General features: G+C 64.2%; 20 protein-coding genes. 8 read left to right on the top strand and 12 right to left on the bottom strand.

All coding sequences use genetic code 11. The features are described 5' to 3' along the window. Window positions 1–61 precede the first annotated feature (61 nt). Window positions 62–367 (top strand): hypothetical protein, encoded by a 306-nt coding sequence (locus AB7F49_RS10280; protein WP_428521934.1) that lies wholly within the window; start codon window positions 62–64, stop codon window positions 365–367. Between the two features lie 162 nt (window positions 368–529). After that, window positions 530–904 carry a hypothetical protein gene (locus tag AB7F49_RS10275; protein WP_428521932.1) on the top strand — a complete coding sequence of 125 codons (375 nt, stop codon included), beginning with the start codon at window positions 530–532 and terminating at the stop codon, window positions 902–904. 99 nt (window positions 905–1,003) lie between these two features. Here the strand turns inward: AB7F49_RS10275 and leuC are convergent, their stop codons facing one another. The 7 genes from leuC to AB7F49_RS10240 form a co-directional block, all read right to left on the bottom strand. Next, window positions 1,004–2,407, bottom strand: a complete 1,404-nt coding sequence (gene leuC / locus AB7F49_RS10270) for a 3-isopropylmalate dehydratase large subunit (RefSeq protein WP_428521930.1) — start codon at window positions 2,405–2,407, stop codon at window positions 1,004–1,006. Between the two features lie 365 nt (window positions 2,408–2,772). After that, window positions 2,773–3,177: a 50S ribosomal protein L19 gene (gene rplS, locus AB7F49_RS10265; RefSeq protein ID WP_428521928.1), complete on the bottom strand. Its 405-nt coding sequence runs from the start codon at window positions 3,175–3,177 to the stop codon at window positions 2,773–2,775. 131 nt (window positions 3,178–3,308) lie between these two features. Next, a complete protein-coding gene (trmD, locus tag AB7F49_RS10260) occupies window positions 3,309–4,040 on the bottom strand; it encodes a tRNA (guanosine(37)-N1)-methyltransferase TrmD (protein ID WP_428521926.1) in 732 nt (243 codons plus the stop codon). A 71-nt stretch (window positions 4,041–4,111) separates the two neighbouring features. After that, entirely contained in the window at window positions 4,112–4,699 is a 588-nt protein-coding gene (gene rimM, locus AB7F49_RS10255) for a ribosome maturation factor RimM (RefSeq protein ID WP_428521924.1), read from the bottom strand. 6 nt (window positions 4,700–4,705) lie between these two features. Next, window positions 4,706–5,062, bottom strand: a complete 357-nt coding sequence (gene rpsP / locus AB7F49_RS10250) for a 30S ribosomal protein S16 (RefSeq protein ID WP_428521922.1) — start codon at window positions 5,060–5,062, stop codon at window positions 4,706–4,708. A gap of 143 nt (window positions 5,063–5,205) precedes the next feature. After that, window positions 5,206–6,738: a signal recognition particle protein gene (gene ffh / locus AB7F49_RS10245; RefSeq protein ID WP_428521921.1), complete on the bottom strand. Its 1,533-nt coding sequence runs from the start codon at window positions 6,736–6,738 to the stop codon at window positions 5,206–5,208. A gap of 196 nt (window positions 6,739–6,934) precedes the next feature. After that, window positions 6,935–7,558, bottom strand: coding sequence for a GyrI-like domain-containing protein (locus tag AB7F49_RS10240; protein WP_428521919.1), 624 nt, complete (start codon window positions 7,556–7,558; stop codon window positions 6,935–6,937). Window positions 7,559–7,732: 174 nt separating this feature from the next. Here AB7F49_RS10240 and dapF point away from each other — a divergent pair, with 174 nt between their 5' ends. The 3 genes from dapF to AB7F49_RS10225 are packed head-to-tail and all read left to right on the top strand — an operon-like array spanning window position 7,733 to window position 10,300. Next, window positions 7,733–8,611, top strand: a complete 879-nt coding sequence (dapF, locus tag AB7F49_RS10235; protein WP_428521917.1) for a diaminopimelate epimerase — start codon at window positions 7,733–7,735, stop codon at window positions 8,609–8,611. Further along, window positions 8,608–9,879 (top strand): tRNA (N(6)-L-threonylcarbamoyladenosine(37)-C(2))-methylthiotransferase MtaB, encoded by a 1,272-nt coding sequence (mtaB, locus tag AB7F49_RS10230; RefSeq protein ID WP_428521915.1) that lies wholly within the window; start codon window positions 8,608–8,610, stop codon window positions 9,877–9,879. Before dapF ends, mtaB begins: the two co-directional genes overlap by 4 nt. Before the next feature lie 4 nt (window positions 9,880–9,883). Beyond that, window positions 9,884–10,300, top strand: coding sequence for a MaoC family dehydratase (locus tag AB7F49_RS10225; protein WP_428521913.1), 417 nt, complete (start codon window positions 9,884–9,886; stop codon window positions 10,298–10,300). Here AB7F49_RS10225 and AB7F49_RS10220 read toward each other — a convergent pair. Beyond that, the gene (locus AB7F49_RS10220) at window positions 10,278–11,036 is read right to left on the bottom strand and encodes an RluA family pseudouridine synthase (RefSeq protein WP_428521911.1); all 759 of its coding nucleotides are present in this window, start codon (window positions 11,034–11,036) and stop codon (window positions 10,278–10,280) included. The two genes, AB7F49_RS10225 and AB7F49_RS10220, sit on opposite strands and share 23 nt — an antisense overlap. 27 nt (window positions 11,037–11,063) lie before the next feature. Between AB7F49_RS10220 and ftsY the strand changes: the two genes are divergently transcribed. Beyond that, the gene (gene ftsY, locus AB7F49_RS10215; RefSeq protein ID WP_428521909.1) at window positions 11,064–12,032 is read left to right on the top strand and encodes a signal recognition particle-docking protein FtsY; all 969 of its coding nucleotides are present in this window, start codon (window positions 11,064–11,066) and stop codon (window positions 12,030–12,032) included. A gap of 25 nt (window positions 12,033–12,057) precedes the next feature. Here the strand turns inward: ftsY and AB7F49_RS10210 are convergent, their stop codons facing one another. Further along, window positions 12,058–13,092 carry an aspartate-semialdehyde dehydrogenase gene (locus AB7F49_RS10210; RefSeq protein ID WP_428521907.1) on the bottom strand — a complete coding sequence of 345 codons (1,035 nt, stop codon included), beginning with the start codon at window positions 13,090–13,092 and terminating at the stop codon, window positions 12,058–12,060. Window positions 13,093–13,216: 124 nt separating this feature from the next. Between AB7F49_RS10210 and AB7F49_RS10205 the strand changes: the two genes are divergently transcribed. Then, the gene (locus AB7F49_RS10205; protein WP_428521905.1) at window positions 13,217–14,311 is read left to right on the top strand and encodes a hypothetical protein; all 1,095 of its coding nucleotides are present in this window, start codon (window positions 13,217–13,219) and stop codon (window positions 14,309–14,311) included. 19 nt (window positions 14,312–14,330) lie between these two features. Here the strand turns inward: AB7F49_RS10205 and AB7F49_RS10200 are convergent, their stop codons facing one another. Further along, on the bottom strand, window positions 14,331–14,738 hold the full coding sequence (locus tag AB7F49_RS10200) for a hypothetical protein (RefSeq protein ID WP_428521903.1): 408 nt from the start codon (window positions 14,736–14,738) through the stop codon (window positions 14,331–14,333). Between the two features lie 4 nt (window positions 14,739–14,742). Further along, a complete protein-coding gene (locus AB7F49_RS10195) occupies window positions 14,743–16,092 on the bottom strand; it encodes a sulfite oxidase (RefSeq protein ID WP_428521901.1) in 1,350 nt (449 codons plus the stop codon). A 218-nt stretch (window positions 16,093–16,310) separates the two neighbouring features. Between AB7F49_RS10195 and AB7F49_RS10190 the strand changes: the two genes are divergently transcribed. After that, window positions 16,311–16,676, top strand: coding sequence for a hypothetical protein (locus AB7F49_RS10190; protein ID WP_428521900.1), 366 nt, complete (start codon window positions 16,311–16,313; stop codon window positions 16,674–16,676). A 237-nt stretch (window positions 16,677–16,913) separates the two neighbouring features. On the opposite strand, the gene leuB is transcribed toward AB7F49_RS10190, so the two are convergent. Then, window positions 16,914–18,026, bottom strand: a complete 1,113-nt coding sequence (leuB, locus tag AB7F49_RS10185; RefSeq protein ID WP_428521898.1) for a 3-isopropylmalate dehydrogenase — start codon at window positions 18,024–18,026, stop codon at window positions 16,914–16,916. Window positions 18,027–18,353: the final 327 nt, after the last annotated feature.

Here is an 18,353-nt window from a genome sequence, read left to right as displayed (position 1 = left end):
AACCGGGACCCGCACTGGCGCGTTATCGGGCCTGAGGCGACACGGAACAAGGAGTGAGCGCATGAAGAAGGCTATCGTTGCAACGCTGGCTGTGGCCGGCATCGCGGTCGTATTCTCGCTGCCCGCAAAGGCGGAGGCGGCATCGTCAGTGAATGGGGCTCGCAACAGCACGGTACAGGTCGGGCACACCGAGATCAGCTCGCAGCGGCGCCATTATCGACGGCATTACGGCTACCGGTACCGCCCTTACGCCTATCGAGGTCCGCGCTACGGCTATTACCGGCCCTACCGATATTATCGCCCCTATTACGGGCCCGGCGTGAGTTTCGGGTTCTGGGGCGGACCGCGTGTCGGTGTGTGGTTCTGATCGACATTCCTCCGCACCAATGAGCGTTGCGGGAAGTCCGCCGGGCGGCGGGCTTCCCTGGCTTTGACGCGCAAGTTGCCGGGCACGCCCGATGAAACCGGACCGGCGGTTGCGCGTTGGCTGGTTGCAGCCGTTGTGTCTTCACCAGCAGGGAGCCTGAGGATGAACAAGCCGATATTGGCATTGGCAGCAGCATGTTTCGCCGTGATGCTGGCAATGCCCGTGCAAGCGGACGCAAAATCACGACCGGGCGGTTCGAACGCCGGCGAGCGGGTTGACCAGACCACCGAAATCTCCTCACGCCGGCGCTGGCGCCACCGCCATTGGGGCTATCGACGCGCCTATTGGGGCCCGCGCTACCGCTATTGGGGTCCCCGCTACCGCTATTGGGGACCGAGACGCGTCTGGTGGGGCCCCCGCCGCGCCTATTGGGGACCGCGCTATTACGCTCCCCGCCGCGTCTATTGGGCTCCTCCCTATTACTGGCGCCCTCGTCCGGTGATCGGCATCGGGTTCGGCCCGCGCTGGTGGTGGTGATCCCGGAGCGACCCGTGCGACCAAGCTGACGACAGGAAAGGCCCGCGCATCCCCAACGCGCGGGCCTTTTTCCGCTGGATCACCCGATTTTGATCTGCGCTATTTCCAATCGCGCACATCGACGAAATGACCGGCAACCGCGGCCGCGGCTGCCATCGCCGGCGACACCAGATGGGTGCGGCCCTTGAAGCCCTGGCGGCCCTCGAAATTGCGGTTCGAGGTCGAGGCGCAGCGCTCTTCCGGCTTCAGCTTGTCGGGATTCATCGCCAGGCACATCGAGCAGCCCGGCTCGCGCCACTCGAAGCCCGCTTTCAGGAAAATCTTGTCGAGCCCCTCGGACTCGGCCTGTTCCTTCACGAGGCCCGAGCCCGGCACGATCATCGCGTTGACATTGGCGTTGACCGTATGTCCGTTCACGATCTTTGCGACTTCGCGCAGATCCTCGATTCGGCCGTTGGTGCAGGAGCCGATGAACACGCGGTCGAGCCTGATGTCCGTGATCCTGGTGCCCGGCTGCAGGCCGATATATTCCAGCGCCCGCTTCTTGGAGAGACGCTTGGCTTCGTCGGCGATGTCGTCGGGATTCGGCACCGCGCCGGTGATCGAGATCACGTCCTCGGGGCTGGTGCCCCAGGTGACCAGCGGCGGCAGGCTGCGCGCATCGAGCCGGATTTCCTTGTCGAAATGCGCGCCGTCGTCGGTCTGCAGCGTCTCCCAATAGCGCAGCGCGCGATCCCAGTCGGCGCCCTTCGGCGATTTCGGACGGTCCTTCAGATAGGCATAGGTCTTCTCGTCCGGCGCCACCATGCCGGCGCGGGCGCCGCCTTCGATCGACATGTTGCAGATCGTCATGCGGCCTTCCATCGAGATCGAACGGATCGCCTCGCCGGCATATTCCAGCGCATAGCCGGTGCCGCCGGCGGTGCCGATCTCGCCGATGATGGCCAGGATGATATCCTTCGCGGTAACGCCGGGCGGCAACTGGCCATCCACGACCGCGCGCATGTTCTTCGACTTCTTCTGGATCAGGGTCTGGGTCGCCAGCACATGCTCGACCTCCGAGGTGCCGATGCCATAGGCCAGCGCGCCGAATGCGCCGTGCGTCGCGGTGTGGCTGTCGCCGCACACGATGGTCGTGCCCGGCAGCGTGAAACCCTGCTCCGGTCCGATGATGTGGACGATGCCCTGGCGCCGGTCGAACTCATTGAAATATTCAAGCCCGAAGTCACGTGCATTCTCCGCCAGCACCGCGATCTGCTCTGCACTTTCCGGATCGGGGTTGGGCAATTTGCGGTCGGTGGTCGGCACGTTGTGATCGACAACAGCGAGCGTCTTTTGCGGTGCGCGCACCCTGCGGCCGGAGTTGCGCAGACCCTCGAAGGCCTGCGGCGAGGTTACCTCATGCACGAGATGACGGTCGATATACAGGAGGCAGGTGCCGTCCGGCTGCTCGTCCACCAAGTGGTCGTCCCAGATCTTGTCGTAAAGGGTGCGGGGTTTCATGGCGTGTCTCGATCTCGTTTCAACGGACGCAGGCAGGAGGCGAAGCGCGCGCAACGGCGGCGCGGCGTTTCACGCACTCAAAGACCGGCCTGAATCGATGCGGTCATGCGGCCGAAAAAGCGGCCGGGCAGGCGGTCATGATCCCGCAGCACGAAAGCGAAGGGCCCGGTGAAACCGCTCGTGTCCATGGCGGCGGATATAACAATTCCAGTCTTTGGCTGCAATGAAGCGCGTGGGCTCGGCCGCCGCTGTCATGCCCGCCCCTTTTTCGCGGGCATCCACGTTGGTTTCCTGGGACAAGGACGCAGATGGCCGGGACGAGCCCGGCCATGACGCGCATTTTCCAATGGCGGCTGAAGCGCAGGTTACTCCGCCGCCTGCTTCGCGGCTTCGGCGGCTCCGCCGCCATGGCGGCCCTGCGCTTCGGCGATGCGCGCCGACTTGCCGCGCAAGCCACGCAGATAATAGAGCTTCGCGCGGCGCACCTTGCCGCGGCGCACGACCTTGATGGAGTCGATCATCGGTGCATAGAGCGGGAACACGCGCTCGACGCCTTCGCCATAGGAAATCTTGCGCACGGTGAAGTTTTCGTTCAGCCCGCCGCCGGACCGCGCGATGCACACCCCTTCATAGGCCTGCACGCGGGTGCGCTCGCCTTCCTTGACCTTCACGTTGACGATCACGGTGTCGCCCGGTTCGAAATCCGGAATGTCACGGCCAGTGGAGAGCTTCGCAACCTGTTCCTGTTCGAGCTGCTCGATGATGTTCATGGCGGTGTCTCCGTATCGGTCGGCGGCGCCCGGTCTCGGTGTGCGGCGAGGCATCACCGACATGCGCGGCGCGGCAAAAGAGGATCTCATGTCCGGTTTCGGGCGGGTTCTAGTCGAAAGACACGGACTTGTCACGCTTTGGATGGGCCCTTTTTGGGCGGATTTTCGAGGACGCTGTCCAAGTCGCCCCGGGTCGCGAGGTCGGGCCGGCGTTCCCGCGTCAGCCGTTCGGCTTCCGAGCGCCTCCAGGCGGCAATTTTCGCGTGGTCGCCCGAGAGCAATATCCCCGGAATGGGACGCCCTTCGAACACCTGCGGTCGCGTGAAATGGGGGTATTCCAGCAGCCCCTGCGCGAAACTCTCCTCCTGCGCCGACACCGCCTTGCCCATGACCCCCGGCAGCAGCCGGATACAGGCATCCAGCAGGACCAGCGCCGCGATCTCTCCGCCGGACAGCACGTAATCGCCGACCGACACTTCCTCGAGTCCGCGCGCCTCGATCAGGCGCTCGTCCACCCCCTCGAACCGCCCGCACAAAATCACCGCGCCGGGGCCCGCCGCCAGGTCAATGACGCGCCGCTGGGTCAATGGCCGACCCCGCGGGCTCATCAGCAGGCGGGGCCGGTCGTCCGCCCCGATCGAGTCGATGGCGCGGGCCAGCACATCGGCCTTCATCACCATGCCCGGGCCGCCACCCGCAGGGGTGTCGTCGACCTGACGATGCACGCCGATGCCGAAATCGCGGATGTCAATTGTTTCCAGCGACCATGTGCCGGCTGCCAGCGCCTTGCCGGCAAGGCTCATGCCCAGCGCCCCCGGAAACATGTCCGGGAAGATGGTGAGCACGGTGGCGCGGAAGGTCATGGTTCTTTTTCCGGTCGTCCCCGCGAAGGCGGGGACCCATACGCACCGAGATCAATAATCGAATTCTGTGGCTATGGGTCCCGGCTCGCACGCGGCGTTGCCGCGTTTGGCCGGGACGACGCAGGATCGTCCTGCACCACAATCTCCTCCGGCATCACCACGACGATCCTGCCGCCGGCGATATCCACCTCCGGAACCGTTGCCGTGTCGAACAGCAGCATCGTGCTCGTGCCGTCGGCGCAAAGCTTCAACTCGATGATGTCACCCGCACCAAAATTGTGCACCGCGATCACTTCGCCGAACGGCTCGCCCTGCGGCGTAACCGCGGCAAGACCGATCAGATCGGCGAAATAGAATTCGCCGTCATCGGGCGCCGGCAGCCGGTCGCGATCGACATACAGATGGATGTTGCGCAGCGCCTCCGCCTGTTCGCGACGTGTGATCCCGACGAAACGGACGGTGAAGCCATCCTTCGACGGCTTCACGGAATCGATCTCGAGCCGGCGCGATCGGTCCTCGGTCTCGAGCGGACCGTATTGCGCAAAGGCGTCGGGCGCTTCCGTGAAGGAGCGCAGATGCACGCCGCCCCGCAGGCCATGCGCGGCGCCGATTTGCGCCACACAGACTCGTGTCTCGCGCCCGTCGGTCGGACGCGGCATGCGTGCCTAGCCCGCCTTGGGAGCGGCGGCTGCGGCCTTTGCGGCCTCTTCCGCGCGCGCCTTGCGTTCCTTGCGCGGCACCGCCTTTTCCGGATTGTTGCGCGTCTCGCGCTTCATCACGCCGGCGGCGTCGAGAAAACGCGCGACGCGATCGGACGGCTGCGCCCCTTTCGCCATCCAGGCCTTCGCCTTCTCGACATCGAACTTGAGGCGGTTCTCGTTATCCTTCGGCATCAGCGGATTGTAATAGCCGAGCCGCTCGATGAAGCGGCCGTCGCGCGGGCTCCGCGAGTCGGCGACGACGATATGATAGACGGGGCGCTTCTTGGTGCCGGCACGGGCCATGCGCAATACGACGGGCATTGGTGGTTCTTCCTTTCAAAAATTGTCATTCCGGGACGCATGCGAAGCGCGCGAACCCGGAATCCAGATGCAGACATCCCTGTCGCTGGATTCCGGATCGCGACTTCGTCGCGTCCGGAATGACTGTGAGGGTGGATTCATTTTCACTTCTTCTTGCCGATGCCGTGGAAGCCGCCAGGAAGGCCCGGCAGCTTGCCGCCGCCAAGGCCGGGCAATCCGCCGGGCATTCCCGGCATGTTCTGCGGCAGTCCGGGCATGCCGGGCGGCAAGCCGCCACCCTGCTGCATCTTTTCCGCCATCTTCTGCATCTCCTCCGGCGACGGCATGCCGCCGCCGAAACCCATCGCGCCGGCAAGCTGCGCCAGCGGTCCGCGCTTGGCGCCACCCATGGCCTTCATCATGTCGGACATGCCGCGATGCATCTTCAGAAGCTTGTTGATCTGTTCCGGCGAGGTGCCGGAGCCCGACGCGATGCGCTTCTTGCGGCTGGCTTTCAGAAGGTCCGGATTGCGCCGTTCCTGCGGCGTCATCGAATCGATGATGGCGCATTGCCGCTTGAGGACTGAATCGTCGAGATTGGCGGCGGCGAGCTGGTTCTTCATCTTGGCGATGCCCGGCATCATGCCCATCAGGCCGCCAAGGCCGCCCATCTTCTGCATCTGCTTGAGCTGTTCGCGCAGGTCGGTGAGATCGAATGCGCCCTTGCGCATGCGCTCGGCGGTGCGCGCGGCCTTCTCGGCGTCGATATTGGCCGCGGCCTTCTCGACCAGCGAGACGATGTCGCCCATCCCGAGGATGCGGCCGGCGATGCGCTGCGGATCGAAGGTTTCGAGCGCATCCATCTTTTCGCCGGTGCCGATCAGCTTGATCGGCTTGCCGGTGACCGCGCGCATCGAAAGGGCCGCGCCGCCGCGGCCATCGCCGTCGACGCGGGTCATCACGATGCCGGTGAGGCCGACGCGCTCGTCGAACGAGCGCGCGAGATTGACCGCATCCTGGCCGGTCAGCGCATCGGCGACCAGCAGCACTTCATGCGGATCGGCGGCGCGCTTCACTTCCGCCGCTTCCGCCATCATCGCTTCGTCGAGGGTGATGCGGCCGGCGGTATCGAGCAGCACCACATCGTAGCCGCCGAGTTTGGCGGCTTCGATGGCGCGCCGCGCGATCTGCGGCGGCGTCTGGCCGGCGACGATCGGCAGCGTGTCGACCTCGACCTGCTTTCCGAGCACCGCAAGCTGTTCCATCGCCGCCGGGCGGCGGGTATCGAGCGATGCCATCAACACCTTGCTTTTGGAAAGGTCGGTGAGACGCTTTGCCACCTTCGCGGTGGTGGTGGTTTTACCGGAGCCTTGCAGGCCGACCATCATGATCGCGACCGGCGCCGGCGCATTCAGGTCGATCGGGTCCGCGTCGGAGCCGAGCGTGCTGACCAGCTCGTCATGGACGATCTTCACCACCATCTGGCCGGGGGTGACCGACTTGACGACGATTTCGCCGACCGCCTTCTCGCGCACCCGCTCGATGAAGCCGCGCGTGACTTCAAGCGCCACATCGGCTTCGAGCAGCGCGCGCCGCACTTCGCGCATCGCGGCGTCGACGTCCTCAGGCCGCAGCGCGCCGCGCCGCGTCAGGCTGTCCAGAATTCCGCTCAGCCGATCCGACAGATTGTCGAACATTGCTTCTCTTTCCTTCCCTCTCCCGCAGGCGGGAGAGGAAAGCACTAAAGCGCCCGAGGGCGCACAGCGCTGTCGGGCGGGGACCTCCGGCCTCACGGGACCGGTCGGCGGCTCAAACTTTCATCTCTTGCGAGAACGGGCGGAAACTAGGGGCGGGGGCCCACGAAGTCAAGGAAACCCCGGAAACCTGTCCGATTTATTGCGGCCTCGACCCCGTTTCGGGCGGCGCCGGCAGCGGCTCCGGTGCCTTGGGGGCTTCGACGGGTGCACCGTTTCGAACCGGGAAGATGACCTCGATCACCAGCTCGTCCTCCGACGTGGTCCGCGGGTCGGTGACATAGCGCTCGATGAAGAGGTCGCCGGGTTCCAGGTTCTTCTCGTCGAAGAAATTGGTGATCGCCTCGTACAGGTTTTCCATCCCGTCATAGGCGCCGCGATGAACGAATTTGTAGGCCTTGCCGGTGGGCGAGGTGCCGACCGCCATGTCGCCCTTGGGCGGATTGTCGAACGGGCCCATCACCGGCACGGCCGCGCGGTAATCGAAGCCGGTATCGTCGGCGCCGGTATAGATCATCATGGCTTCGCCGTCCGGCTTGAGCCCGCGCTTGTCGATGTATTCGTGGACGGTCCTGAAGGCTTCGACCAGCGTCTCGTAAGCGGTATCCCAGGTTCCGGTGCCCTGGAGATAGATGATCGTCTTCTCGGGCAGGGTGATTTCCTGACCGAAGGCATCATCCTGCGCGGAGTTGGTCGCGGCCAGTCCCGGATGGATCGCCAGGGCCAGAAGGGCGACGACGGCCATCAAACGGGCGGGCAGCATTGAAAATTCTCCTTGAAGGCACCCCTACGGGGCGATGCGGACGTTTTCATGTCGTAACAAGCGCCGCGCCACTTTATGCCGTGAAGACCGTCGTCAGCCGAATAAAGTTGCGGTGCTGGCCAAGCCGAGCCGGTTGGCCCATATAGGCGGCATCGGGACACCCACAGCACCGTCATGAGCGCGCTCGCCAACCACGCTTTCGTGAAGATGAACGGCATCGGCAACGAGATTGTCGTGGTCGATATGCGCGCACGCCCGCAACCCGTCACCGCCGACGATGCGCGGGCGATCGCTTCACCCGCGGGAGCGCCCTACGATCAGCTGATGGCGCTCTATCCGCCGCGCGCCGCGGGAACCGAAAGCTTCGTGCGCATCTTCAACAACGACGGCTCGGAGGCGGGCGCCTGCGGCAACGGCATGCGTTGTGTCGCATCGATTGTGTTCGAGCAGACCGGCAAGAATGCGCTCACCTTCGAGACCAAGGCCGGTCTCATCAATTGCTGGCGCGGAACGGAGCCGGGCACCTTCACCGTCGATATGGGCAAGCCGCGCTTCGGCTGGCAGGAGATTCCGCTGGCCGAGGAGTTCCGCGACACCCGCGGCATCGAATTGCAGATCGGGCCGATCGATGCTCCGGTCCTCCACACGCCCTCGGTGGTCAATATGGGCAATCCTCACGCAATATTCTGGGTGGACGACCCGTGGGCGTATGACCTTGAAAAATTTGGTCCGCTGCTCGAACATCACCCGATCTTTCCTGATCGGGCCAACGTCACCCTTGCCGCGGTCAGATCGCGTGATCACATCGTCATGCGCACCTGGGAGCGCGGCGCGGGACTGACCAGGGCTTGCGGTTCGGCCGCATGTGCAACTGCCGTCGCCGCCGCCCGCCTCAATCGTACCGACCGCAAGGTCCGGATGTCGCTGCCGGGCGGCGAACTCCTGATCGAGTGGCGCGAGCACGACGATCATGTGCTGATGACCGGCGGCGTGGAATTCGAACGCGAGGGCCGTTTTGATCCGTCGCTGTTTGTACGGAAGGCGACGGCATGAGCGTCGAGATCGTCACCTTCGGCTGCCGCCTCAACACGCATGAATCCGAAATCATGCGCAACAGGGCGCATGAGGCCGGGCTCACGGAGGCGGTGGTGGTCAATACCTGCGCGGTGACCGCCGAAGCGGTGCGGCAGGCGCGCCAGACCATCCGCAGGCTTCGCCGCGACAAGCCGAACGCGCGAATCGTGGTGACCGGCTGCGCCGCGCAGACCGAGCCCGCAACCTTTGCCGCGATGCCGGAAGTCGACCGCGTGGTCGGCAACACCGAGAAGTTCGATGTCGCGACCTGGAGCGACACGCGGGCCGCGTTCGAGCGCGAAGCCTTCGGCCTCGATACGGAGGAAAAGGTCGTCGTCAACGACATCATGGCGGTCCGCGAGACCGCCCTGCATCTGATCGACGGCATCGAGGGGCGGGCACGCGCCACGGTGCAGATTCAGAATGGCTGCGACCATCGCTGCACCTTCTGCATCATCCCCTATGGCCGCGGTAATTCGCGTTCCGTGCCGATGGGAGAAATCGTCACGCAGGTGCGCAGACTGGTCGAGAACGGCTATCGCGAAATCGTGCTGACCGGTGTCGATATCACGAGCTACGGCGAGAACCTGCCGGGCACGCCGAGACTCGGCGCGCTGGTGAAACAGATCCTCAAGCATGTACCGGGGCTCTCGCGACTGCGCCTCTCTTCCATCGATTCCGTCGAGGCCGATGCCGACCTGCTCGATGCGCTGGCGAGCGAGCAGCGGCTGATGCCGCACCTGCATCTGTCACTGCAGGCGGGTGACGACATGATCCTGAAGCGCATGAAACGGCGGCATCTGCGCGCCGATGCGATCCGCTTCTGCGATCAAGTCCGGCGCTTGCGTCCGGATGTGTTGTTTGGCGCCGATATCATCGCCGGCTTCCCGACCGAAACCGAAGCGATGTTTGCGCGTTCACTCGATATCGTGAACGAATGCGAGCTTACCCATCTGCATGTGTTTCCGTTCTCGCCGCGGCCAGGCACTCCGGCCGCTCGCATGCCGCAAGTTCCGCGCCAGATCGTGAAGGAGCGAGCGAAGCGACTGCGCGAGCGGGGCGAGGCGGCGTTGCACCGCCATCTCGATGGCGAAGTCGGCCATATCCGCCGCGTTCTGGTCGAGACCGGCGATATCGCACGAACCGCACAATTTACGCCGGTGCGCATCGGTGGACGGGCAACAGCCGGAAGCATCGTCGACGTGAACATTGCCGGACATGACGGCCGCCACCTGATTGCGGCGTGACGTGATGCGTGCCCGTGTTGGCGAGACCTTCTCCGAAACGCTGACCATGACGCCCGGCGAGGCGAAAGCCTTCTCGCGCGCCGCGCGTGATTTCAATCCGCTGCATCTCGACGACGACTTTGCCGCGAGCAGCCGTTACGGCAGACTGATCGTCAGCGGCACCCAAACCGCCGCCCATTTGATGGCGATGCCCGCGACCTACTTTACCGCTCGCAGTGAAGCGGTCGGACTCGATTTCTCGATCCGCTTTCACAAGCCGGTCTATGCCGACGAAACCATTACGCTGACCTGGGAAGTCATCGAAGTGAAGCCGACCGCGGCCGGCCGCGATGTGGTCGACATGAAGGGCCGCGTGACCAACGAGAAGGGCGAGCTTGCGGTCGCCGCTACCGGCCGCGTCATGCTGGCGGAGAAGCTGTAGCCGCCGACTCACCGGCTTTCTCGATCCACCCGCAGGCCATCAGCGCGTCCCGCATCTGCGGCGGCACCGGCGCGGTGACGCGGACCGGTTCGCGGTTCTTGTAAAGCGGCACCACGATTTCGCGCGAGAGCAGATGCAGGCCTGGCCCGCCGAAGCGCGGCGCGTTGCCGTAGATCGTGTCGCCCAGGATCGGCCAGCCCATGGCCTGACAATGCACCCGAAGCTGATGCGTGCGACCGGTGACCGGTTCAAGTGCGAGCCAGGTCAGAGACTGGGCTCCCGGCGCAGAAGCGCGCCCCATCACTGTCCAGGTCGTGAGGCTCTGTTGTCCCGCCGGATCGACCTTCATCCACCAGCCACGCGACTGGTCCCTGCGGCCCAGCGGCAGGTCGACCGTGCCTTCGTCGGCCTCCGGACCACCCTCGACCACCGCCCAATAGGTCTTGCCGACCTTGCCGGCCTTGAACAGGTCGCCGAGCGTCGCCAATGCCTTGCGGTGCCGGCCCAGCACCAGGCAGCCGGCCGTTTCCCGGTCGAGCCGGTGCGCCAGTTCCGGCGCCCGCGGCAGGCCGAAGCGCAAGGCGTCGAAATGGTCCTGCAACGCACGCTCGACACCGGCTGCTTTGCTTGCCGCACCCTTCGGTCCGCGATGCACCGGCAGCCCGGCCGGCTTGTCGAGCACCAGCATCAACCCGTCGCGATACAGGAGCCGCGCCACCATCTCTTCCGGTGTCATGCATAAACCGCTATCACGACGCCGCCCATGAATGACAGCACCCATAAAGATGCCCAGGACACCGGTTCCGGGGAGAGCAGCGGAAGCTGGTGGAAACGCCTCAGCTCCGGCCTGAAACGCAGTTCCAGCTCGATCGGGACCGCGATCAGCGATCTCGTCACCAAGCGCAGGCTCGAAAACGAAGCGCTGGACGCGATCGAGGAGGCGATGATTCGCGCCGATCTCGGGATGGCGACCGCCGCGCGCATCAGTGACGTGATCGGGCAGGGAAAATACGCTCAGAATCCGGATGAGAGCGCTCTGAAGGCCATCATCGCCGGCGAGGTCGAAAAGGTGCTGATTCCGGTTGCGCATCCATTGAAGATCGAAGGCGCGAAGCCGTTCGTGATCCTGGTCGCGGGCGTGAACGGCTCCGGCAAGACCACGACCATCGGCAAGCTTGCATCGAAATTCGCGCAGGAGGGCCGCAAGGTGATGCTGGCCGCCGGCGACACATTCCGGGCGGCGGCGATCGAGCAGCTCAAGATCTGGGGCGAACGCGTTGGCGCCAAGGTGATTGCGCGCGAACAGGGCGCGGACGCCGCCGGAATCGCCTTCGATGCCGTCACAGCGGCCAAGACCGAGGACGTCGACGTGTTGCTGATCGACACGGCGGGCCGGCTGCAAAACCGCACCGAGCTGATGACCGAGCTCGAAAAGATCATCCGCGTGATGAAGAAGGTCGACGAGTCGGCGCCACATGCGGTGTTGCTGGTGCTGGATGCGACCGTCGGCCAGAACGCGATCTCGCAGGTCGAAGCGTTCGGCAAGACCGCAGGCGTGACCGGCCTCGTCATGACCAAGCTCGACGGCACCGCGCGCGGCGGCATCCTCGTCGCCATCGCCGAGAAGTTCAAGCTGCCGGTGCATTTCATCGGCGTGGGCGAAGGTGTCGACGACCTGCAGCCATTCACGGCGCGCGACTTCGCGCGCGCCATGGCGGGCCTGGAGAACTGATCAACGTTCCGGGAAGGGAGCGAGCTTACGCTGCCTTCTTTTTTGCGGTGATCAGCTTGCGGTTGATCAGACTCTCGGCGATCTGGATCGCGTTGAGTGCCGCACCCTTGCGCAGGTTGTCCGACACACACCACAGCGCGAGCCCGTGCTCCACCGTCGGGTCTTCGCGTACGCGACTGACATAGGTGGCGTCGTCACCGGCCGCCTCGTAGGGCGTGGCGTAGCCGCCATTCTCGCGCTTGTCGACGACCAGCACGCCCGGCGCCGCGCGCAGGATTTCGTGCGCCTGATCCGTGGTGATCTCGTTCTCGAATTCGATATTCACCGCCTCGGAATGGCCGATGAACACCGGCACGCGCACGCAGGTCGCGGTCAGCTTGATCTTCGGGTCGAGAATCTTCTTGGTCTCGACCACCATCTTCCACTCTTCTTTCGTCGAGCCGTCGTCCATGAATACGTCGATATGCGGAATCACGTTGAAGGCGATGCGCTTGGTGAACTTCTTCACTTCGAGCTCGCCGAGCGAATAGACCGCCTTGGTCTGGCGATCGAGCTCGTCCATGCCGTCCTTGCCGGCGCCGGACACCGACTGATAGGTCGAGACCACGACGCGCTTGATCTTCGCCGCGTCATGCAGCGGCTTCAGCACCACGACCAGCTGCGCGGTCGAGCAGTTCGGATTGGCGATGATGCCCTTCTTGCGGAAATCCACGATTGCATCGGCATTCACCTCCGGCACGATCAGCGGCACATCCGCGTCGTAGCGCCAGGCCGAAGAATTATCGATAACGACTGCGCCCGCTGCTGCGATGTTCGGCGACCATTCCTTCGACACCGAACCGCCGGCCGACATCAGACAGATATCGACGTCCGCAAAATCGTAATGCTCCAGCGCTTTCGCCTTAAGCGTCTTTTCACCATAGGAGACCTCGACGCCCATCGAACGGCGCGAGGCGATGGCCACGACCTCGTCGGCGGGAAACCGCCGCTCGGCTAGGATATCGAGCATTTCACGGCCCACATTGCCGGTGGCGCCGACTACCGCGACCTTGTAACCCATCGTTCACTCTCCGAGGGAAAATTGCCGGTATTTCGCTGCTGCAGAAACCCGGACGGAGGCGCTTCTAAGGGAGAAAGACAGCCGTGACAACGCCGGCCTGAAAGGCCGTCGAGGGAGGCTGTTTTTGGGGCTCGTCCAATCGCCGTCCGGGGCCAGTAGCGCCCCGCCGCAGCCTTTCGCGCGCGCCGCCGGCGCGACCGCCGCTGCGGCCCTGCGTCCGCGCCTTCTGGCTCTGCGCAGCAGGCTGGGCCGTCAGCTGTCGATCTTGCGGCTGCATGCGCACCTGTTGAGCGATCGACGGTTCTGGAACGAACGCATCGGCGCGGGGGCTACCGCAGCCTTCGATCGCGCCGGTCGCGCGATTGAAGCGTTGAGTCTGCGGGCCCTGAAAGCCGCCATTCGGACGATCCAATGGCGACGAGTCGCGCTGGTTGCGAGCGCTCCTTTCGTACTGCCTTCGGAATTCCGGGCAGCGGTGGTTCGCATCCTCGCCTATCTCGGCGCCATCGGCGCCATGTCGCTGATCGCCGCTGAACTCGCAAGGCAACCGGAACTGACCGCAATGGTCGAGCCGCGCCCGCGGCCGGCCTGGATCGAAGTCGATCGGCCATGGCCGGCGTTCCAGCTTTCGATGCCGGGATTCGGCGAAGACAATTCGCATTATTCGATCCGCCGTCACGCAAAGGGTGGCGGCCGCAAGGACACCTTGTCATTCGGTGAGTTGGGCAAGACACAGCGTTTCCTGAGTTTCGAAATCTACCGTCCCGGGAGCGAGATCGATGGATTCGGCCATGCGCCCAACGACATGCGCGAACTGGCCGCCGAGTATGGCCGCGTGAGCGGCCTCCATAGTGCAATGCCGATACCGTCCAAGTTCGGCAAGTTTCACGCGTTCGAATTCGCGGTCGGGCCGTTCAGCGGCTATAGTTGCGTCGGGTTCATCCGCACGACCAACAAGCCGCGGGTACAGATCGGCGGTCTATCCTGCAGCATGAAACTTCTGGTCGACCGTTCCGCCATCTCCTGCGCGCTGGACCGGCTGTCGCTGATTTCCGCGGGCAGCGACCCGGACATTGCGCGGCTGTTCGCAAAGGCCGAATTGAAGCGAAGCTTCTGCGGCCAGCGCGATCACTTGCTGTATGCAACTCCCAGACGGCCGGGCGACGTGACCAGCTCGGTGGTGACGAAGCCGCGACTGCGCGGGCGGATTGCGCGCTAGTCGAGTGGAGTGAATTAGACTAACGCTTGAGAAACGGATTCTGCCAGCCGCCTCCGCCCGAGGGAGCGCTCGGTGGATAGGTCCTTTCCAGATAGTCGAGCACCAGTTGGCGGTCCTCGCCTTCAATATTCGCCATCCCGTGCTTGTCCACCATGAGCTGGAACGATTCCTCCCATTGCCGGCGATTCATGCCCTGTGCCGCGACAAGCTTGAAGTTGTGGCACGCGGTGCAGAGATAGAAGGTCTCGTCGCGGCCCGGCCCATCGGGGAATTCTTCCGGAGATTCGTCCCGCGGCACGAATTGCTTCTGCTTGTGCAATTGCGCACCCGCGACGGACGAAACCAGTCCGATGCCAGCGATTGACAGGAGGATGGAGAGCCGCCGCGCAAGACGCGCGGCGGCGGACGACAGATTTGTCAGACCCATGCGGTCAGCCCACCAGCACCGCAATTCGGTGCATGGCATTGCCACCATAGCCCTGTGGATTCCAGTCGCCGGTGGTGTGTGGCTGCATGGCGCCGTTGGAATCGGTCGCCCGCACCCAGATCTCGTAATAGCCGTCGGTCGGGAAGTCGACCGAAGCCGTCCAGCGCTGCCAGTCGTATTTGTTCTTCGGCTGCCCGAGATTGGCGGGCTTCCAGCGCGCGCCATAATCGGTAGAGACGTCCACCGCCTTGACGGTGTTGTCGCCGGCCCAGGATGCGCCGCGAAGGTCGAGCTTGCGGGTACCGGCCGCGAGTTTCGCACCATTCGCAGGATTGGTGATGATCGAGCGCACCGGCATCGATTCGAGAATCTTGAAGTTTTTCGGATCGCCCTTGTCGCCGGGAATCATCGGCTTGATCGGCGTGCGATAGGAGAAATTGGTCATGCCCGGACCGTCATGCTCCTTGTCGCGGATCCAGATGCGATTGAGCCACTTCTGCGAGGCCGATCCGGTCCAGCCCGGATAGAGCAGGCGCACCGGGCCGCCATGAATATTGGGCAGGGGCTGCCCGTTCATGGCGAACACGATCATGCTGTTCGGGTCCATTGCCTTGGCGATGCGAACGCCGCGCGACAGGGTCAGGCGCTTCGGGTCGCCGGAGAGATGCTGGTCGGCACCGTAATGCGCCGTATAGATGCCGGACTGCTTCAGTTCGGCCATCTTGAGGACGTCGGCGAGCGACACGCCTGTCCATTCGGCGCAGCCGGCGCCGCCGGTTGTCCATTGGTTGCCGCGTGCCGGCGGCTGAAACCCGGAGCGGCCGTTGCCGCCACATTCCAGCACCGCCCGGATGGTCTGCGGCTTGAATTTCGACTTGAGTTCGCCGAGCGTGATCTTGAACGGCTTGTTGACCTCGCCGTCGATGGTGATTTCCCACTTGTCGGGGTCCTTGGCCTCTTCCGGGATCTGGCCATTGTTGCGGATGTAGAACTTGCCGAACGGGGTGGTTTCGTCGTCAAGCAATTCCGGTGGAGTCTCCGCGACCAGCGGGCGGTCGCCCAGGAGCGTCAGCTTCGGGTCCTTGCCTGGAAATTCGAACGGCTTCGGCGCCTTGTCCGCCGCTGCCGCGGGAGCCGCCGGCTTGTCCTGCGCCATCGCCGCCGGTATCAGTCCGCCCGGCATGTTGGCCGCGAATGGAATGGAGCCACCGACCACCGCGCCCATTGCCGCAAGGCCGGCACCGCCCAGGAAACCACGGCGGTCGACACCGGTCTTGCGGCCGAACGCCACCGCATCCGCACGCTCCGGATCGTCCGCGTACAATTCCTCGATCGTTCGCTCGATCTTCGACATTATCGTCCTCCCTGCGGGCATCATCATGCCGCTTCTTTTGGCGTGGCACCGCCGTGCCACGTATTCATTAATCCTAATGCGTTATGGTCCGTGGTCAATCGGCCACACGGCGGCCTTCCGACGCGGTTGCGACAGGTCAAAGCCGCCCGAATGTCTTGTTGGCAGGAACCAAAGCTGCGTAAAGTGCTTGGAAAGCTGAATCACCCGCTGAGGACGGCATGCGCCTGACCCTATTGTCCACCCTGACCGCGACCGCGATTGCCGGCGTGCTGCTCGTAAGCGCCGACCCGGCGGACGCCCAGTCCCGCAAACGTCAGGCCGATGACATGTTCATGTATTCGGCTCAGCAGCGCGAGGCGAAGCATCGCGTGCGGCCTCGGGTGGTCGTACGGTCGCGCTCCTATCTCGATCCGGGACCTGAATTGCTGCCTGGCGAGTACAAATATCGCGAATATGCCGAGCCCTACGGGTATTCGGCGCTCGACAACGCCAATCCGAACCTGACCTGGAACCGGAACCCCTTCAATGGGCCGTTCGACACGCCGGGTGGCCGTCCCTGGCCCGGCCGCGTCGACTGGTGGTGAACGGGTTTGCTTGTTGATTTGAGGAGAAAGCGCGGACAAGTTCCGCGCTTTTCGGTTCCCGTTCGGGGCTGCACCACTCTCGCGCATGCGTCCGCAATAAAACGCCGCCCCCGCGCATCGCGGCCCATAACCGGCGGCTTGCGGAACAGGCGGTTCGCAGGCGAACACCGGGTTTCTCTTCTGGCGACGCAGCACAGAGCAGACCGTCACTGACGGACCGGTCGATCCGCCCGCAGGCTATACCACCGCCTTCTCGACTTCCGCGACGATTGCCGCCCCCATTTCCGCGGTTCCGACCGTCGCCTCTCCCGGAGCGGCGATGTCGCCGGTTCGAAGCCCCTGGGCGAGCGCGGCCGAAATCGCAGCGTCCACCATGTCGGCTTCCTTGCCCATGCCGAAGGAATAGCGCAGCGCCATCCCGAACGACGCGATCATCGCGATTGGATTGGCAATGCCCTTGCCGGCGATGTCGGGCGCCGAGCCATGCACCGGCTCGTACAGCGCCTTTCGCTTTTTCGTTTTCGGATTGACTTCGCCGAGCGAGGCCGAGGCCAGCATGCCGAGCGAGCCGGTCAGCATCGCGGCCACGTCCGACAGCATGTCGCCGAACAGGTTGTCGGTGACGATCACGTCGAACTGCTTCGGGTTGCGCACAAGCTGCATGCCGCCGGCATCGGCCAGCATGTGTTCGAGCTTCACATCCTTGAATTCGCGCTCATGCACCTGCGTGACGACCTCGTTCCAGAGCACACCGGATTTCATCACGTTGCGCTTTTCCATCGAGGTGACCTTGTTGCGGCGCTGCCGCGCCAGTTCGAAGCCAACGCGGGCGATGCGCTCGATTTCGTAGGTGTCATAGACCTGGGTATCGACCGCGCGCTTCTGGCCGTTGCCGAGATCGGTGATGGTCTTGGGCTCGCCGAAATAGACGCCGCCGGTCAGCTCGCGCAGGATCATGATGTCGAGGCCCTCGACCAGCTCGCGCTTGAGCGAGGAAGCATCGGCCAGCGCCGGATAGGTCACGGCAGGACGCAGATTGGCGTAGAGCGCGAGGTCCTTGCGCAGCCGCAAAAGCCCGGCCTCGGGGCGGACGTCGTAGGGCACCTTGTCCCATTGCGGACCGCCGACCGCGCCGAAGATCACCGCGTCCGCGGCCTGCGCCTTGTCCATGGTGGCGTCGGTGATCGAGACCTTGTGGGCGTCGTAGCAGGAGCCGCCGACCAGTCCTTCCTCGTATTTGAATGTCGCGATCCCCTTCCGGTTGAACAGGTCGATCAGCTTTTTGACCTCGGCCATGACCTCGGGGCCGATGCCGTCGCCGGGAAGCAGAAGCAGATTGTAGCTGGCCATAAAAAGCGCCTCGCAGGATGGGAACCGGCGGAGTGCTAAAGGCCCGGCGGCCAAATGACAAGCCGCGTGGGCAACCTTGAACCGCCCGGGCCGAAACCGACACCAAGGGTCACGTGGAGGGCGCGATGCAAAAGTTCGTTCCGCGCCGAACTCGGCGTGTGAGCTTCCCTCACTAGGACGTCCAAGCCCCGACGGTGTGCTGATCGACCCCGGTCACAATACAGATTCAACGATCGAACGCCGAACCGGTTTGGCGCGACAAAGACACAGTGGAGGGCGCGATGCAAAGATTTGTTCCGGCGCTGAAGATCGTCCTGATTGTTTGCA

The sequence above is a fragment of the Pseudorhodoplanes sp. genome (genome assembly GCF_050250235.1).
GTDB lineage: Bacteria > Pseudomonadota > Alphaproteobacteria > Rhizobiales > Xanthobacteraceae > Pseudorhodoplanes.
Note: the sequence above shows the minus strand (reverse complement) of the source record. Positions and strands in the feature narration are given on the sequence as shown.

Excerpts from the sequence above, each read along its gene's own strand:
- AB7F49_RS10225 (WP_428521913.1), top strand. The coding sequence starts at position 9,884 with ATGCGTGCCCGTGTTGGCGAGACCTTCTCCGAAACGCTGACCATGACG.
- dapF (WP_428521917.1), top strand. The coding sequence starts at position 7,733 with ATGAGCGCGCTCGCCAACCACGCTTTCGTGAAGATGAACGGCATCGGC.
- AB7F49_RS10275 (WP_428521932.1), top strand. The coding sequence starts at position 530 with ATGAACAAGCCGATATTGGCATTGGCAGCAGCATGTTTCGCCGTGATG.
- rimM (WP_428521924.1), bottom strand. The coding sequence starts at position 4,699 with ATGCCGCGTCCGACCGACGGGCGCGAGACACGAGTCTGTGTGGCGCAA.
- rplS (WP_428521928.1), bottom strand. The coding sequence starts at position 3,177 with ATGAACATCATCGAGCAGCTCGAACAGGAACAGGTTGCGAAGCTCTCC.
- AB7F49_RS10220 (WP_428521911.1), bottom strand. The coding sequence starts at position 11,036 with ATGACACCGGAAGAGATGGTGGCGCGGCTCCTGTATCGCGACGGGTTG.
- mtaB (WP_428521915.1), top strand. The coding sequence starts at position 8,608 with ATGAGCGTCGAGATCGTCACCTTCGGCTGCCGCCTCAACACGCATGAA.
- AB7F49_RS10200 (WP_428521903.1), bottom strand. The coding sequence starts at position 14,738 with ATGGGTCTGACAAATCTGTCGTCCGCCGCCGCGCGTCTTGCGCGGCGG.
- AB7F49_RS10195 (WP_428521901.1), bottom strand. The coding sequence starts at position 16,092 with ATGTCGAAGATCGAGCGAACGATCGAGGAATTGTACGCGGACGATCCG.
- AB7F49_RS10190 (WP_428521900.1), top strand. The coding sequence starts at position 16,311 with ATGCGCCTGACCCTATTGTCCACCCTGACCGCGACCGCGATTGCCGGC.
- trmD (WP_428521926.1), bottom strand. The coding sequence starts at position 4,040 with ATGACCTTCCGCGCCACCGTGCTCACCATCTTCCCGGACATGTTTCCG.
- AB7F49_RS10280 (WP_428521934.1), top strand. The coding sequence starts at position 62 with ATGAAGAAGGCTATCGTTGCAACGCTGGCTGTGGCCGGCATCGCGGTC.
- ffh (WP_428521921.1), bottom strand. The coding sequence starts at position 6,738 with ATGTTCGACAATCTGTCGGATCGGCTGAGCGGAATTCTGGACAGCCTG.
- leuC (WP_428521930.1), bottom strand. The coding sequence starts at position 2,407 with ATGAAACCCCGCACCCTTTACGACAAGATCTGGGACGACCACTTGGTG.
- rpsP (WP_428521922.1), bottom strand. The coding sequence starts at position 5,062 with ATGCCCGTCGTATTGCGCATGGCCCGTGCCGGCACCAAGAAGCGCCCC.
- AB7F49_RS10240 (WP_428521919.1), bottom strand. The coding sequence starts at position 7,558 with ATGCTGCCCGCCCGTTTGATGGCCGTCGTCGCCCTTCTGGCCCTGGCG.
- leuB (WP_428521898.1), bottom strand. The coding sequence starts at position 18,026 with ATGGCCAGCTACAATCTGCTTCTGCTTCCCGGCGACGGCATCGGCCCC.
- ftsY (WP_428521909.1), top strand. The coding sequence starts at position 11,064 with ATGAATGACAGCACCCATAAAGATGCCCAGGACACCGGTTCCGGGGAG.
- AB7F49_RS10210 (WP_428521907.1), bottom strand. The coding sequence starts at position 13,092 with ATGGGTTACAAGGTCGCGGTAGTCGGCGCCACCGGCAATGTGGGCCGT.